Source organism: Hymenobacter daeguensis, assembly GCF_054780555.1.
Window position 1 is genome coordinate 16,629 of the sequence record NZ_BAAGWC010000032.1, and the last position, 18,713, is coordinate 35,341.

Below are 18,713 nucleotides of genomic sequence, written 5' to 3' on the forward strand. Positions count from 1 at the left end.
AAAGTTAAAAATGCAAAAAAATATAACAAATTTATAATTATAAAACACGAAATGCGCCCTTTTGAATCTGTTGCCGAGCGATGCCGGCAATCTTTTATTATATAGCTGATTTATAAGCTAATAAATGATATTATTGCCGAAGGCTGCAAATGCTTGCAATGCCCGAAGAAATAAAATGTTATATTTCTAAACCTGTTCATCGGCGTGATTCATGTTTTTATCTAAATTTTAGACACTAAACCGAATGATGGTTTACCTTTGCCGATGGTAACGAAACTGTATTCTGATTTTAGCACTTTTTTAATTCTTCTCTTTTTCAACAACCTATTATGAGTTTACCTCTATACTCTGCTATCTCCGGCGCAGCTGCGGCTGGGGATGAGCGTCCGGACCCCGGTAGTGGCCGGCTTTGGCGGTTGCGGCCATTGCTGCTGAGCAGCTTGTTGGGAATGCTGGGTGTGGGAACCGCACTGGCTCAGACGACACCCGCGTTGGAATTTACAACGGGTGCCGGCAACCCCAGCGGCAACGGCCCAACCGTCGCCAACCAGCTTATTACCTTTCAGAAGAATACGAATAACCCGTCGGGGAATACGTTCGCCGCTTATACTCCTACGACTACGGCTACGCTTAGCCTGAGCAACCAACAGTACACGCTGCCCACTACTAAAATAGCAACTGGTACCGGGGTTGCGTTCGGAGGCAACATCAACAATACGGGGCCGCTCGCTCCGGGTCTGGCTATATTTCCCAACGTGGGTGCGGTCGGCTCGTCAACCAATGCCAACTATAGCTCGCTGGACGGGGTGAGTGGCGGGATTGACGTGACGGCGAATAACGGGGTAGAGGTGTTCGTTTCGACGGAGCCGCTGGCCTCGAACGCTTCAACCAACGTCCGCTACCAATTTGCTGACCTTACTATTACGTTTAACCGGGCCGTGTTCAACCCGGTGGTGCACCTGACGGGGCTCGGGGGCAAGGTAGTAGGGTCCGGGCTGGGCATCACCTCCGAACTGGACCTGCTCACGAGCGGCGTGACGATGTCGCGTCTGAGTGGCTCTACGGAGTTGAGCGTGAGCTCAACTCAGATTACCAACAACGCGGCGGTGCCCGATGGGCCAACCGGTGCTGGCGGAGCCAGCGGGTCGGTACTGTTTGTTACGCCGCCCGGTGGCATCACCTCATTGCAATTCCGGATTTACCTGCGTGCTACTACGGGCTCTACCCTGGCCTGGCACTCTACCAACAACTCCTCGCACAGTGCGGATGGGTGGATTATCAGCGTTTCGGCTCCGGCTCCCAACCCCGTAGCCACGCCCAACACCATTACCCGCGCCAACCTGAGTGGCACCCTGCAAACCAGCATTCCATCGAATGCATTCGCGGGCACCGATACGTCGCCGTACGTTCTCTCGTCGCTGACGCTGACGACTTTCCCGACCAATGCCACCAGCATTGTCATTAACGGGACGCTTTATACCAGTGCTACGTTCGCGGCGGCCTCGGCGGCGGCCCGCACCCTGCTCACCGATGACAATGGCAACTTGGCCGCGGGCCAGACGCTCTCCATTGACCCCTTGCCGCTGACGGGGGGAAGCTCGGTATTGCCCTTCACCGTGACCGATGACCAGGGCGCTACCTCTACCGCTGCCAACCTGACCATTAACTACCAGAACCCGACCGTGCTAACGGGCGTGGTGTTTGAAGACGTAAACTACGGCGGTGGCGTGGGCCGCCCCTATGCGACGGCTAATACTTCGGCCACCGGCAGCGGTTTTGTGACGGGCAGCATCCGTCGTTCGGGGGCTACCGTTGAGCTGTATGACAACAACGGCGCTTTCGTAGCCAGCACCACAACCGATGCCACCGGGGGGTATCTGTTCAGTGTGCAGCCCAACTCCAACTACACGGTGCGGATAGTGAACAGCACCGTTACCAGCGTACGCACGGGCTATACCACGGCGCTGCTGCCGGTGCAGACCTACAACGGTACGACCAATCACGTAGGGGGCGAATACCCCGGCCGTACCGATGCGGGAGCCAACACCACCAGCGCCACGCTGGCCAGCCTGACACCAGCGAGCGGTACCACCGCTGCCGAATCGATTGCTACCTTCACTACCGGTAGCGGCCTCACGTTTACGGGCCCAGACTTCGGCTTCAACTTCGACGTGGTGACGAATACCAACGATGCCGGCCAGGGCTCGCTGCGGCAGTTTATCACCAATAGCAACGCGCTGGGCAACGTGAACCTGCTGGCCCAGAGCGGCAGCAACACTGCCGGCGCGCTGGTGGCCGGCCGCGAAACCAGCATTTTTATGATTCCGGACGGTGCGGCCCACAACGGCCAGGCCGCCGGCCTGGCCAGCGGCCTCAACGGCACGGGCGGCAACGCCAACGCGGCCGTTATCACGCTGAGTTCGGCCCTGCCGGCCATCACGGCGGCCAACACGAGCATCGATGCCACCACGCAAACCTTTAACATTGCCAACAGCAACACCGGCACGGTGGGCACCGGCGGCACGGTAGGTACGGCGGCTACGGCCCTGAGCGCGATTGCGCGGCCGGAGGTAGTTATCAACGCCAACAACACGTCAGCTATTACCATTCAGGGCAATGCCGATGCGGTATCGGGCCTGGCTATCTACAATGCTTCGAACTCGAACACTGCCGGGGCCATTACGGTGACCAATGCCGTGACGGGTGCGGCCAACCGCGCCGTACTTACGCAGCTGCTGGTGGGCACGCTGGCCGATGGCTCCGACCCGGGAACCGGGCTGCGCAACCGCTACGACGGTCTGCACCTGGAAGGCTCCTTCTCGATAACCAACGACTACTTTGGCTATAACGGCAACGGCCTGACCATCGGCAACGGCACTTCTTTGACGAGCTACGCGGCCAATGCGGCCGTTATCACCAACAACGAGTTTGTGGGCAACGGCGGCGGCAATGGCGTGGGCAACAGCGTGACGGTTTTCAGCTCGACCAACGTGCAGGTGACCGGCAACCTGATTCGGGATACCCAGGGCAGCGGCATTGCCAACGTGGGCAACGGCGTGGAGCTGTGGTTCCAGGCATCGAACAACACGGTTTCGAACAACACCTTCACGGCCAATAACACGTCGGGCATTGTGCTGTCGCAGAATGCGAGCAACAACACCATCAGCCAGAACGTCATCAGCGGCACGCTGGGCACGGCGGCGGCCAACAGTGGCCCCGGCATTCTGATGCTTAGCTCAACATTTACGGGCTTGGGGAGCGGTGTGCCGCCCACCAACAACACCATCAGCCAGAACAGCACGTTCAACAACCACGGCCTCGGCATTGACCTGGTGAATGCCTACAGCCTCGGCGATGGCGTGACCAAGAACGACAACAACGATGCCGACGGCGGCCCCAACGGCCAGCTCAACTACCCGGTTATCACATCGGCAGTAGTGTCGGGCACCAATTTGACCGTGAAAGGCTTTGCCCGTCCCGGTGCCATCATTGAGCTGTTCTCGGTGGGTGCCACGGCCGACCCCACCAGCTTTGGCGAAGGCCAGACCTACCTGGGCACCGTAACGGAAGGCAGCGCCGCCGATACCGATGCCAGCACCAACCAGAGCTACGGCTTTGTGAATACCCTGGACCAGGGCACCGACAACTCGGCCAACGGCTTTAGCTTCACCATTCCAATTTCGTCGCTCAGCGGCGGCACGCTGGCGCTGGGCACGGTGCTGAGCAGCACCGCTACGCTGAGCGGCTCGACTTCCGAATTCTCGGGCAACGTGGTGGTGCGCGATGCCACTGTGGCCAACGATGACCAGGCCACGACCACGCCCGCAACGGCCATCACCTTCCCGGTGACGAGCAACGACGTACTCAACGCCGACATTGCTACGGCCACCATCGACCTGGACCCGAATACGGCCGGTATTCAAACCAGCTTCACCGTAACCGGCGAAGGCACCTACACCACGGTAGGCGTAACGGCTGGCTCGGTAAAATTCACGCCTGTGGGCGGCTTCACCGGCATTTCGAACACGCCTTACACGGTGCAGAACACTTCGGGGGCTACCTCCAACCAGGCCAACCTGATTGTGCGGGTGGAATCGCAGTTTGACCTGGCCACAACGATTACCACGGCCAGCGGTGGAACGGTTACCCCGAACACTTCCACGGCGATTTCGGGCACTACCGTCAACAACAGCCTCATCAGCGTTGCCAATATTGTGCAGAGCATACAGCTGCCCCCGGGCCTGACGGGCACAATTAACGCTACGGTGGGTGCTTCCTCGTTTGCGGCTTCCTACAATGCCACCACGGGCCTCATCACCTTCCCGAACATTACCCTGGCGGCGGGTGCTACCTCCAACTGGTCGGTTACGTTCACGGCTCCGGTGAGCGGCCCCTTCTCGGCTACGGCATCGGTAACGCCGCTGAGCGGTGATATTGTGCCGGGCAACAACTCAACTACTATTCAGCTGAATGTAGCCACGCAGACCGACCTTTCGACCTCGATTGCGGGCCCCACGGCCAACCCCGTGGCCGGCAACCTGGTGAACTACGCCGTTACGACGGCCAACAGCGCGACATCGTCGCCGGCGGCGGGTGTGGTGCAAACCGTGCAGCTGCCCACCACCGGCATCACCGGGGTGTATGCCACCAACGGCGGCGTGTATAGCGCCACGGCTGGTACCGTAACTTTCAACGGCGTGCCGTATGCCGTGGCAGCGGGCACGGTAACGTTCCCCCCCGTAAACCTGGCTCCCGGCCAGGTCGTGAACAACGTGGTGAGCTTTGCGGCTCCGGCCGCCGGCACGGTGCTCAGCGGCATCACGGCTACTGTTCCCACTGCCAACGACAACGCGACGGCTAATAACACGGCTACTGCCGGCAGCGTGACTACGCAGGCCGCCACTGCCACCACGGCCAACCTGTACGTGACCCTGACCGGGCCGGCGCAAATTGCGGCCGGTGGCACGGCTATCTACTACGTGACGCAGGGCAACAACGGCCCCAGCCCCGCCAGCGCAGTGCAGACGGTGGTGGCCCTGCCCGCAGGTGTAGGCGCCGGTATGTTTGTGAATGGCGCCACGGGTTCACAGAGCGGCTCGGTTTACACCTTCGGAGCCGGTGGTCCTACCTACAACTCGACGACTGGCTTGCTCACCTTCCCGGCGCTGGCCACGCAGGCCAACGCGGCTGCTCCGCAATCCTACAACCTATCGTTCAACGCACCGTCCACGGCCACTTCGATAGCGGCTACGGCCAGCGTAAGCTCGGCCACCACTGAACTGGTCGCGGCCGATAACATGATGACGGTGCAAACCGAAATCCTGCCTTCGGCGGATGTGGCCATTACCATGACCAACGTCAACGGTTCCACCAGCATTACTTCGGGCCAGACGGTGAACTACGTGGTGCAAACCCAGAACTACTCGGACTATGCCGCCAAAAATGTGCAGCAGACGGTGAACCTGCCCATAGGCCTGCCGGCTGCTACGTTCCGCCTGAACGGTGCGACGGGTACCCTGAGCGGTTCCATCATCACTTTCGGCAGCGGAGCTACCGCTTCGACCTACGACGTAACCACCGGCCTGCTCACGCTGCCGCTCATCGGCTCGCTCTCGAAGGGCACGCTGGTAAACAACACCATCAGCTTCGTTGCGCCGGGTGTTTCGACGAACACGGGCATTCGCGCTCTGGCTTCGGTAACCAGCACCACGCCCGATGCCGTACCGGCCAACAATACGGTGGCCGTTACCAGCGGCAGCATCAACACCGTGGAAGACCTGACGGTGAGCATTGCCGGCCCGACCACGAAAGTGGTAGTTGGCAGCCCGGTGCTATACGCCGTGACGACCACCAACAACGGTCCTTCCACCACCGGCAGCCAGACCACGACCGTGCAGCTGCCCACCGGCCTCAGCGGCGTGGAAGTTCGCGACAACAGCGGCGCCATTGTAACGGGTGCGTATGTGGCAGCCACCGGGGTGGTTTCGTTTAACGCCACCACGGTGTCTACCGTGGGCGAAAGCGTAACCGGTACGATTTCCTTCCTGGCCCCCGATGCGACGCAGCTCAGCCTTTCGGCTGTGGTGGCCCTGACGACTGGCTCTTCGGAGCTGAATACCGACAACAACACTGCCCGCATCAGCACGCCGCTGGTAAGCCAGAGCCTGGCTCCGGCCGACCTGGCCACCACGTTCACGGCCGCTCCGGCTGCCAGCCTGGCGCCCAATGCTACGGCTACTTACACTGTGCGGACGACCAACAACGGCACCGCTACTGCCCAAAACCCGGTGCAGTACATCAGCCTGCCGGCCAACCTGCCCACGGCCACCCTCACGCTGGGTGGTGCCACGGGGACGGCGAGTGCCGGGGTGGTCACCTTCGCGGGGGGAGCTACCTACAACATCAGCTCGGGCCTGCTAACGGTTCCTTCGGCCACGGCCCTGGCCAACGGCAGCACGCTGCAAAGCACCGTGACCTTCACCATGCCGCCCGCCGATATCACGGTAACGGCAAACTCGGCTTCCGACAATCCGGATGGCGTAACCACGAACAACATCGTGCGCTCCAGTACGACGACGTCGCCGCAGGCCGATGTGGTGCTGACGATGACGGGTCCGGCGCAGGGCGTGGCTGGCAATACGGTTAGCTACAACATCATGGCTACCAACGTTGGCCCCTCGACGGCAACCGGGGTAACCGTGAAAGTGACCCTGCCGGCCGGCGTTTCCAGCTACACCGTCAATGGCGGTGCGCAGAGCGGCAGCGGCCAGGTGACGCTGTCGCCCCAGAACCAGTCGTTGCTGCAAGGCGCCAGCTACACCTTTGTGGTGGCCTTCACGGCCCCTGCCATTACCGCCATCACGGTGCCCAGCGTGGTAACCACTACTTCGCTCGGCAACATCACGACCAACGACAACGCCAGCGTACGCACCTCGCTGAACGTGGCCCCCGTGGCCAATGATGTAGTGAACACCCTGCAGTCGCCCGAAGGCAACACGGCCGGTGGCCTGCTGCTCTCGCCCCTCACGGCGACCGACGTGGATGGCAACGCCAGCATTGTGCAGTACACCATCACCAGCATTCCGAACACGGCCACGCAGGGCACGCTGCTCTACAATAACGGCGGCAGCTACGCCGCTGTGAACGTTGGCCAGACCCTGACCCCGACCCAGGCCACCACGCTGAAGTTCGACCCGCTGGCTTCCTTCATCGGCAGCGTGTTCTTCACCTACACGGCTACTGACAACGGCAACGGCACCGCCGGCGATGCCCTGACTTCGCCCGCCGCCATCTACACGGTGCAGGTAGGCAAAGACAGCGACTCGAAGTACACGGCCACGCCCGCCAAGGGTGGTGCCAACAAATATGTGAACAACGATGTGCTGGCTTTCGTGATTGACCCGAACGGCTCGATTTACAACGGCGCGGCCACCGGCTTGGTGTACAACCCGGATGGCACTCTGGCGGCCGGCACCGTGAGCAACGGTCTGCCCACCACGGGCACTACCAATGCGGTGCTGGCTGCCAGCGGCAGCGGCCCGGCTTCCAACCCGACCAACGTGCTGCCCGCCGGCACCGCCCTGAACACCACTACCGGTCAGATTTACGTGGTGAATGCCGCTTTGCTGCCTCGTATCATTGCCGCAACTACCTACAATGTGAACGTCATCACGACGGATGTCAACGGCGGCACCAACACGGTACTGGCTACCTTCACGCTGGGTGCCTACCCGCTTCCGGTGGAGCTGGTGGCATTCACGGCCAAAGCGGTGAACAACGTGGACGCGGCCCTTTCGTGGACGACGGCCTCGGAGAAGAACAACGACCGCTTCGAGGTGGAGCGCAGCCTGACCGGGACGGACTACGTCAAGATTGGCGAAGTGCAGGGCCAGGGCAGCAAAGCCAGCGCCACGGACTACCGCCTGACCGATGCCGGCGTCGGCCGCCAGGCCGCCGGGCCGGTGTACTACCGCCTGCGCCAGGTGGACACCGACGGCACGGCCACCTACTCGCCGGTGCGCCCGGTGGTCTTCGCCCGGGCCCTGACGCCGGGCATCGCCCTGTACCCGAACCCGGCCACGGCGGGCACCACGGAGCTGGACCTGCGCCAGCTGCCGGCGGGTCGCTACGAAGTGAGCGTGCTCGACGCCACGGGCCGGGCGGTGCTGCACGCGGCGGGGGAGGCCGGCCTGGGGCAGGTGCTTGACCTGCGCACGCTGGCCAGCGGCACCTACACGGTGCGCGTGCAGGGCCAGGGCCTGAACCTGACTAAGCGACTCATCAAAGAGTAAGCGCCGCTACCGGCACCCGGCCAGCCGCAAGGCAAGGCCGGCCGAAAAACCAGCCTGAAAAGAGGCCCACCCCAATCCGGGGTGGGCCTCTTTTCGTTGATAGGAAGCGCTTATTTAGCATGGGGCTAAATGTTGTTATTCTAATTTATAATTGGTAAATAAATAGTGGTGTTAAGCCGTTATTTAATAATTGTCATCTTGTTTAGAAGTAATATGCAAATAACGTGAATAGCTTCTTCTTTAGGATTAATGCTCAGATAACCAGTTGTTTGTTGTTTATGATGGTGTTTGATATTTTTTATAATATAATAATATATAATTTTGTGCCAAATTCATTCGTCGCCAAAAAAGACAGATTGAGCGAAATTTTAAATTGGCTGATTCCTAGATAGGATATCTTTGCGCAAATTCGATACAGAGTATCCAATGCCTGGCTGCCGACTTATCGCATTGCTTGTTTGAGTCTTATGAAACACCAGTAAAACGCTATGAGCCGATATGCTGATGGCAAAGGCGAAGGCCATGGCATTGCGTGAAAACACATCACTCCCGGGCTTTGCGGCACAATTTCCCCGACCGGAGCAGGTGCTAAAGACGCATGCCGCTCGTGCCGCAAACTGAACCAGGCTTTCTCGTTATTTCTAACACCAACCCCCTTTCATTTTAAGTATGGATTCAATCTTACAATTTCTAAGGCCGAAGCGAGGTCCAGGGCTAACAAAGCCTCGGAACTGGCATGCGGCACTGCTGGCGGCGATGCTGCTGTGTGGCCCGGCTGCCTGGGCGCAACAGGGCAAAAATGGAACGGGCACCATTACCGCTGCCAACACGGTAGTTAACACCTATACCAGCCTGAGCGCCGCCGCCGCCGCTGGCGCCAGCACCATCACCGTAGCCAATAGTGCCCTTACGGGCGGGGCTTTCGGGACTACCGGGTTGGCCGCTGGCGACTTTGTAATGCTCATTCAGATGCAGGGCGCTACCATCGACACGGGAACCGGCGCCAGCACCTACGGCAATGTGACGGCTTACAACAACGCTGGCCGGTACGAATTGCTGGAAGTAAGAGCCGTGCCCAGCGCCACCAGCATTACTTTTCAGTGCGCCCTGACCAACAGCTACACCGCTGCCGGCCAGGTGCAGGTAGTACGGATTCCGCGCTACACGGGGCTGACGCTGAATGCGAATACCAGTATTGTAGCGCCAGCCTGGAACGGAACCACGGGCGGTATTGTGGCCCTGGATGTGCAGGGCGATGTCATTTTTAACAGCAACGCTAAAATCGACGTGAGCGGGCTCGGTTTCCGGGGCGGTGCTGTAACCAACGTGTCGACCTTTCCGAGCGCGGGCGCGGCTTATGCCACGACTTCGAACGCTCAAGGAGCGGAAAAAGGGGAAGGCATTGCGGGGAGCCAAACGACGTATGATGCGCTAACCGGCCGCTACGGCCGTGGTGCAGCTGCCAACGGCGGCGGCGGCGGCAACACCCACAACGCAGCCGGGGGCGGCGGGTCCAACGTAGGCACCGGTACCTGGACCGGTAATGGCAACCCGGTTTCGGGCTACAATGCCGCCTGGAACCAGGAAGCGGCAAACTTTGCCGCTTCTACCTCGCCCGGGGGCGGGCGCGGCGGATATTCCTACTCTGCCAACAACGCCGATGCAAATACCCAGGGGCCTGGCAACGGGGCCTGGGGCGGCGATAACCGCCTGAACCTGGGCGGCCTGGGTGGCCGGCCCCTGAACGTGACGGGGCGCTTGTTTTTCGGCGGCGGCGGCGGGGCAGGCGATGCCAACAACGGCAGTGGTACGGCCGGCGGCAACGGCGGTGGCCTGATATACATCCTGACCGGGGGCAAAATTGGCGGCGGGCCTAATGCTTCGCTGCTGGCCAACGGGGCAGCCGCTGCCAACAACACCAGCGGCAACGATGCCCCCGGCGGCGGCGGCGGCGGCGGTACAATTGTGCTCAATACCGCCGTGAACGTTGAAACGGTAACGGTATCGGTAGCCGGTGGCCAGGGCGGGAGCCACGGCGTAGGCGCGGCCCCTGCTGAAGCCGAAGGCCCGGGTGGCGGCGGTGGCGGCGGCTACCTCGCCTATACGGCGTTTAACCCTGGCGGACCTCCCACCTTCAACACGGCCGGCGGCGCCAACGGCACAACTTCTTCGACTTCTCTGACTGAGTTTCCGCCTAACGGCGCTACCATTGGTGGCGCGGGCGTGGTGGCCACGTTCACGTACAATACGCAATGCCGGATTGTGGCCGATGTGGCCACGACCCTGGCGACTTCGCAAACGGCAGTAGTGGCCGGCACCAGCATTACCTACACGCCCACGGTGCGCAACAACAGCGCAACCGTGACTGCTACTGACGTGGCCCCCACCGTGCAGCTGCCGGCGGGCTTGCTGGGCGTGGTCGTAAAAGACAAGAGCGGGGTGACGCTGGCCAACAGCACCACCGTGGGCTACAACCAGCTCACCGGCCTCGTTACGTTTCCGACGGAAAGCAGCCTGGCCCCTGCCACCACGCTGACTTACGACATCACCTTCCCGGCGCCCAACTACACCATTACCATAACGGGCAAGGCGAAAAGCACCGCCAGCTCCAACGACCTGGCACCGGCCAACAACGACGGCACGGCGGCCAATGCCAACGTGCAGACGGTGGTATCGCTGCCCAACAACAGCTGCGCGGGCACCGCATACCCGGGCGCGGGCACCAGCGGCCTGTATGCCGAATACTTCCAGGGATATTTCGCCGACGACCTGACTTACTTCTCGAGCAGAACGGCGGGCATTACCCGCACCGATGGCACCCTGAACTACACGAGCGATGACAGCTGGGGCAACCTGCGACTGCCCACCGGCAACCCCGTCGCCTCGGGCACGGTAACCAACCCCGATACCTACAGCTCACGCTACCGGGGCAGCATCAATATTACCACGGCGGGCACTTATACGTTCAGCCTGCGGTCGGACGATGCTTCGTATATGTGGCTCGACGGTGCGGCGCTGGTCGCTTCGCCCACGCTGGCTTCGGCTACCATCAACAACAGCGGCCTGCACTCGGCCGTGACCGTGACGGCTACCGTCACACTGTCGGCAGGCCCGCACAACGTGCTGATTTTCTTCGGTGAAAACGGCGGTGATAACATTCTGACCCTGGAATACTCCGGCCCGGATACGAGCAATAGCTCGATAATAGTGCCCAACTCGGTGCTGTGCCCCACGCTGGTGAACGTTCCCCCCGTGGCCGTGGCCGTAACGAACTCGCCCGCCATTGCCAACACGGGCGGTGCAGCCACCATTGCTCCCCTGGCCGGCACCGACCAGGATGGCACGGTGGACAACTATTACATCGTGAGCATTCCAACAGCTGCTCAGGGAGTGCTGCGATTGGGTGGCACGCCCGTATCGGTCGGCCAGACCATTACGGCGGCGCAGGCGGCTACGCTGCAGTTCACGCCGTCGACGACGTTTACTGGCAACGCGACCTTCACCTTCCAGGCCATCGACAACAGCGGCCAGCGCTCGAACAATACGGCTACCTACACCATTCCGGTGAGCCTGGGCATCAGCGGTACGGTGTTCGAAGACATCAACTACGGTGGCGGCCTCGGCCGCTCGTTTGCCACGGCCAACGGCGTGACGGCCGGCTCGGCAGTAGCCGTGGGCACGGCCGGCACGCCGGCCACGGCTGCCACGGTGGAGCTGTACGACGGCTCGGGCAACTTCGTGGCCACGACCCAGACTTCGACCGCGGCAGGTTCGCTGGGCCAGTACACCTTCTCGGTGGCCACGGCCGGCAACTACACCGTGCGCGTGGTGAACAGCACCGTGCGCTCGACCCGGACGGGCTCGGTAGCCGGCCTGCTGCCGGTGCAGACCTACAACGGCAGCACCGACCGCGTGGGCGGCGAAGACCCCCTGCGCGGCGATGCTGCTGCCAATACCGGCAGCCAGACCCTGGCGGCCCTGAACGTGGCCACGGCTGGTGCCACCATCGGCACCATTGCTGAAAGCCAGCAGGCGGTTACGCTGAGCGGCTCGACCGGCTCGACCAGCCGCGATTTCGGCTACAACTTCGATGTGGTGACCAACACCAACAACGCCGGCCAGGGCTCGCTGCGCCAGTTCCTGGCCAATGCCAACACCCTCGGCAACGAGGCGGGCCTGGCCCAGGCTGGCTCGCGCAAAGACGGCGCTAACGTGACCGTGGCCCTGCCGGCCAGCAAGGAGACGAGCATCTTTATGGTGCCCGGCACGACGGCCGTTCCCGGCCTGCGCGCCGGCCTCACCAGCGGCCTCACCGGCGGCGTGGCCCTGATTACGACGACTTCGACCCTGAGCCTGACGGGGGCCAATGCGGCCAATACCGTCATCGACGGGGGCACGCAGACCTTCAACCTGGGCACGGCGGCCGGCAATACGGCTCCGGGCACCGCCACGGGCTCTGCCACCGCCACGGTGGGCGTAGATGGCCTGACCGTGACGGCGCTGAACGTGCCGGAAGTGGAAATCAGCGGCAGCAGCATTGCCACGGTGCTCGACGTGGAAGTGGCCAACGCCACGGTGCGCGGCCTGGCCATTCACGGCGGCAACGGCAACAACAACAACACCGTGCTGGTGGGCAACTCGGCTTCGGCCACGGGCTACCTGTTCGAGAACACGCTGGTGGGCGTGGTGGCGGCCGGCACCCGGCCCGCCGCCGGGCTGACCTCCGACGGCTTTGGCATCGGCATTCGGGCCAATGCGGGCGTGGGCACGGTGCAGAACTCGTTCCTGGCTTATACCGGCAACTCGGGCCTGCACATCGACAACGGAACCGGCACGGCCGGCATCACCCAGATTCTGGGCAACCAGTTCCTGCAAAACGGCTTTACCAACGCGGGCGGCGACGGCGTCACCTTCGGCGACAACGGCGGCAGTGGCCCGGCCCTGGTGCAGGGCAACCTGTTCACCACTCCGAACTCCAGCGCCCTGCAATTTGAGATTGGCTCGACCACGGCTACCCAGGTGCTCAACAACAGCATCACGGGAGCCGGCACGGGCGGCGCGGCCAACTCGGCCCTCGAGCGCGCCGGCATTGTGTACCTGCAGCGCAACAACACCAACCGCGGCGCGCAGCTCGATGTCATCAGCAAGAACGTCATCACCAGCTCGGCGGCGGCCGGCATTGTGGTGGGCTACGGCCAGCAAAACGTGACCATCAGCCAGAACCAGATTAGCAACAACGCGGGCCTGGGCATCGACCTGATTGCCACCAGTACCTTCATTGTGGGCTCGGGCAATGGCTACGGCAACGGCGACGGCGTGACCGTGAACGATGGCAACGACCCCGCCTCGGCCGCCAACACGCTGCCCAACCGCGGCGTAGACTTCCCGGTCATCACCTCGGCCACGGTCGTGGGTACCAACCTGGTGGTGAAGGGCTACGCCCGTCCCGGGGCGAAGATTGAGCTCTTCGGCAACACGGCCGCCGACCCCACGGGCTTCGGCGAAGGCCAGACCTACCTGGGCACGGTAACCGAAGGCGGCGCCGCCGGCGGGGCGAACAACAACCTCGCTGCCGACACTGACCCGCGCACCGGCCTGAGCTACACCAACCCCGTCAACGGCCTGAACCAGGGCGCCGATGCCAGTGCCAACGGCTTCATCTTCAGCATTCCGCTGAGCGCGCTGCCCGGCGGCGTGCTGGCCAGCGGCACCATCCTGAGCAGCACGGCTACGCTGAATAACTCGACCTCGGAATTCTCGGGCGTGGTGAAAATCAGCACCGATGTGACGACGACCATTGCCGGCCCGAACACCCTGGCCGCGGGTCAGACCTCGGGTACGTTCACGGCTACCTTCTCGAACGCCGGCAATGCGCCGGCCAGCGCCGTGACCCAGACGGTGACCCTGCCGGCCGGGGCTACCCTCACCGGTGCACAGCTCACGGCCATTCAGACGGCTTACCCCGGCACCTCCTACAGCGGTGGCAGCGGCGGCACGCTCACGTTCCCGCAGGCCGCTACCCTGGAAGCGGGAGCCAGCAACGTGTACCGGTTTGTGTTTACGGCTCCCACTACGTCCGGCGCCACCAGCATCGGCAGCAACGTGGGCACCAGCACGACCCAGAACCCCAACACGGCACCGGATGCCGCCACCTTCGCCCTCACCGTGACGGATGTGGCCGATGTGGTGGCCGTCATTGTGGGCACCGGCACGTCGGTGAGCGCCGGCACGACGGGTACGTTCACGGCTACGTTCAGCAACAACGGCCCCAGCGCGGCGGCCGGCACCGTATCCACGGTTCAGCTTTCGCCCAGCGTGACCAACGTGACCATCAACAGCGCGGGACCGACTTCGACCTCGGGCGGCGTGGCAACTTACGCCGGTGGCGTTACCTACAACACCAGCACGGGTGTGCTGACGGTGCCCGCCACTACGCTGCCCAGCAGCGGCTCGACCAGCCTGACCATTGGCTACACGCAGCCCTCGCAGGGCAACGTGACGGCCACGGCCACCATCACCACTACCACCAGCCAGGGGGCCTTGTCGGCCAACGGCAACCCCTCTACGGCCAACGATGTGCAGACGGCTACCAACACCGGCGGCGCGGGCTTCGACCTGGCTACCACGCTGGCCGGCCCTGCTTCGGTTGTAGAAGGCACGCAGGTGACCTACGCCGTAACGACCTCGAACAACGGCCCCGGCGCGGCCCCCACGGCCGTGCAGACGGTGAGCATGGTGACGGGCGCGGCCCTGACCAACGTATTCCTGAGCAACGGCGGCACCTACTCGTTCAGCGGGGGCACCAGCTTGTTCACCTTCCCCACCATCCCGTCGCTGGGCAGTGGCCAGCAGGTAAACAACAGCATCAGCTTCACGGCTCCCATCTCGGCCCCCGGCACGATGGCGCTGACCGCGCTGGCAACGCCCAACACGGCCACGGCCGGCGATGCCAACACGACAAATAACCAGTTCAGCGTTTCGACCAACCTGACCGTGGCACCTGCAGCAGCCGGCAACACGGCCAACCTGAACGTGGACATCACCTCGAACGCGCCCACGGGCGGCGTGGCACCGGGGGCGGCCGTCGTCTTCACGGTGAAGCAAGGCAACAACGGCCCCAATGCCGCCACCAGCGTGGGCACCCGCGTGTACCTGCCCACTGGCCTCACCGGCGTAGTGGTGAAGGATAAGAACGGCGTGACGCTGACCAACAGCGCCACCAGCGGCTACAACTCCGCTACCGGGGTGGTCATTTTCCCGGTCGAGAGCACCGAGGCCAGCGCCATCATGCCGCTTACCTACACCATCACGGCCAATGCACCGGCCTCGGGGGTGATGACGGCTACGGCTACCGTGACCGCCAGTACCAACGACCCGGTGCCCGCCGACAACGTGGCCCTCACGGCCGTGACTATCAACCAGCCCATTGCCGGCGACGTGCTCACGACCCTGAACGGCCCGGCCACGGCCACGCCCGGCGAAAGCATCGTGTACACGGTGGCGGTGACCAATGCAGGGACTACCGCCGCTACCGGCGTTACCCAGACGGTGCAGTTCCCGGCCGGCCTCCTTGGGGTGGTGGTGCGCGACGGCAGCGGCAACGTTATCACCAACTCGACCACCACGGGCTACAACGACGTGACGGGCCTGGTGACCTTTGCCCCGACGGGTACGCTGGCCGCTGGTGCTTCGCTTACCCGCACCATTACGCTGCCTGCGCCGAGCAATGCCGGCTCGGCCACGGGCGGCAGCATCACGCCTGTGGCTTCGACCAGCGCTACCTCCGCCGACAACGTGCCGGCCAACAACTCGGCCAGCATTACCACGGTTATCAAGCCCACCACCGACTTTACGGTGAGCCTGAGCGGCCCCGCCACTACCGTAGTGGGCAACCCCGTGACCTACACCGTGACCGTGACCAACAACGGGGCTTCGATTGGCGACCAGCAGGCCACCCTGCTGCTGCCCACCGGCCTCGATGTGCCGGCGGCCGGCCTGGTGCTGCCCACCGGCGCGAGCTACAACACCACGACCGGCGTAGTGACGCTGGCTGCCGTGACGGCACAGGGCCTTGGCTCGGCCAGCGCCGTAACCAACACGGTGAGCTTCAACACGCCCACCGGCACGGCCCTGCTCACTCCCACGGCTCAGGTAACGCCGGCCAGCGGCACCAACGATGCCAACCTGGGCAACAACGCGGCCACGGCTACCACCACGGTAACGCCGGCCACGGAAACGGTCATCGACCTTGCCACCACGGTAAGCGCCAACGTCGGCTCGCAGAACTCCGGCGCGGCCATCATCTTCACGGTGACGAGCACGAATAATACGGCTGGCAGTTCGGCGACCAACGCCGTTCAGCAGCTGTCGCTGGCTGCCGGCCTCACCGGCGTGCTGGTAGGCGGTGCCGCTCCCACTTCGACCACCAACGGCGTTTCGACCTACGCCGGCGGGGTGACCTACGACGCCAACACGGGCGTGGTGACCTTCCCGGCCGTGACGCTGGTGAACGGTACGCCCCTCACACGCACGGTGCAGGTGAACGCGCCCAGCGCCGGCCCGCTCGTGGCCAAGGCTTCGATTAAAGGTGACCAGACCGACAACGCCACGGCCAACAACTCGAACAGCACGAGCGTGACCATCGCACCCCGTGCCGATTTGGTGACCAGCACCACCGGCCCGGCCACTACCGCGCCCGGCACGCCGGTGAGCTATTCGGTTATCACGACCAACAACGGCCCCTCGGCCGCGCTGGGGGTGGTGCCCACCATCACGCTGCCCAGCGGGGCTACCAACGTGGTATTGCCCGCCGGGGCCAGCCTGAGCGGCAGCACCGTTACCTTCGCCACCACCGGCAACCTGACCAGTGGCCAGTCGGTGACCAATACCGTAACGTTCACCTCGCCCGCAGCGGCTGGTAGCTACAGCGTGGCCGGCACGGCTTCGACCACCACCACGGAGCCCACCACGGCCAACAACGGCAGCACGACATCCACCACCAGCACTGCTCCCACGGCGGCTCCGGTGGCCTTCGATGTGGTGAACCGCACGACCTACAACGCCACCACCGGTACCGTGAACTCGCCCAGCGCCAACACGGCCGGCCAGTTCCTGCTCTCGGGGCTGAGCGCGGCCGCTTCGGCAGGCCAGACGCTGAACAACTACACCATCACCAGCATCCCGAACACGGTGACCCAAGGCACCTTGTACTACAACAATGGCACGAGCTACGTGGCCGTTGGCGTGAACCAGGTGCTGACCCCGGCCCAGGCCGCCAGCCTGAAGTTTGACCCCGCCGATAACGCCACGACGACGAATTCGGTCGGCGACCTTACCTTCAGCTACACGGTGACCGACAACGTGGGCAAGACCTCGAACACGGCGCTGTTCACCATTCCGGTGGGCCGCGACAACAATTCGGTGTACACGGCCACGCCCAACAAAGGTGGCACGAACCAATACCAGACCAACGACGTGCTGGCCTTCGTGATTGACCCCAATGGTGCGGCTTACAACGGCAGCGGCCTGGTGTACAATCCCTCGGGCACGACCTCGACCATCCTGGCGGCCGGTGGCAACAACGGCCTCGTGAACCAGCCCAACAGCGTGGTGCAGGCTCCCTCGGGCAGCGGCCCCGCTGCCAGCGGCCTATACCCCGCCAACCCGACCAACGTGCTGCCCGCCGGCGTTAGCCTGGACCCTACCACGGGCCTGATTTACGTGAGCAACCGCGCCCTGCTGGTGAACTACAACACGGTGAAATACTACCAGATTAACGTTACTACGATGGATATCTACGGTGGTACCAACCTGGTAACGGCCCAGTTCAGCATCGGCGCCTACCCGCTTCCGGTGGAGCTGGTGGCCTTCACGGCGAAGGCGGTGAACAACGTGGACGCGGCCCTTTCGTGGACGACGGCCTCGGAGAAAAACAACGACCGCTTCGAGGTGGAGCGCAGCCTGACCGGCACGGACTACGTCAAGATTGGCGAAGTGCAGGGCCAGGGCAGCAAAGCCGGCGCCACGGACTACCGCCTGACCGATGCCGGCATCGGCAGCAAAGCCGCCGGGCCGGTGTACTACCGCCTGCGTCAGGTGGACACCGACGGCACGGCCACCTACTCGCCGGTGCGCCCGGTGGTCTTCGCCCGGGCCCTGACGCCGGGCATTGCCCTGTACCCGAACCCGGCCACGGCGGGCACCACGGAGCTGGACCTGCGCCAGCTGCCGGCGGGGCGCTACGACGTGCGCGTGCTCGACGCCACGGGCCGGGTGGTGTTGCACACGGTGGGTGAGGCAGGACTGGCGCAGGTACTCGACCTGAATACCATTGCCAGCGGCACCTACACGGTGCGGGTGCAGGGCCAGGGCCTGAGCCTGGCCAAGCGACTCATCAAAGAGTAGGCGCCGAGCTAAAGGCTG

The 18,713-nt window shown here is 63.2% G+C and carries 2 protein-coding genes; both read left to right on the forward strand.

Translation table 11 applies throughout. From position 1 onward, the window contains the following. The first annotated feature begins 491 nt into the window (after positions 1–491). Positions 492–8,291 (forward strand): T9SS type A sorting domain-containing protein, encoded by a 7,800-nt coding sequence (locus ACYVHT_RS20830; RefSeq protein ID WP_460556745.1) that lies wholly within the window; start codon positions 492–494, stop codon positions 8,289–8,291. 756 nt (positions 8,292–9,047) lie between these two features. Continuing rightward, positions 9,048–18,695, forward strand: coding sequence for a T9SS type A sorting domain-containing protein (locus ACYVHT_RS20835; protein WP_460556748.1), 9,648 nt, complete (start codon positions 9,048–9,050; stop codon positions 18,693–18,695). Positions 18,696–18,713: the final 18 nt, after the last annotated feature.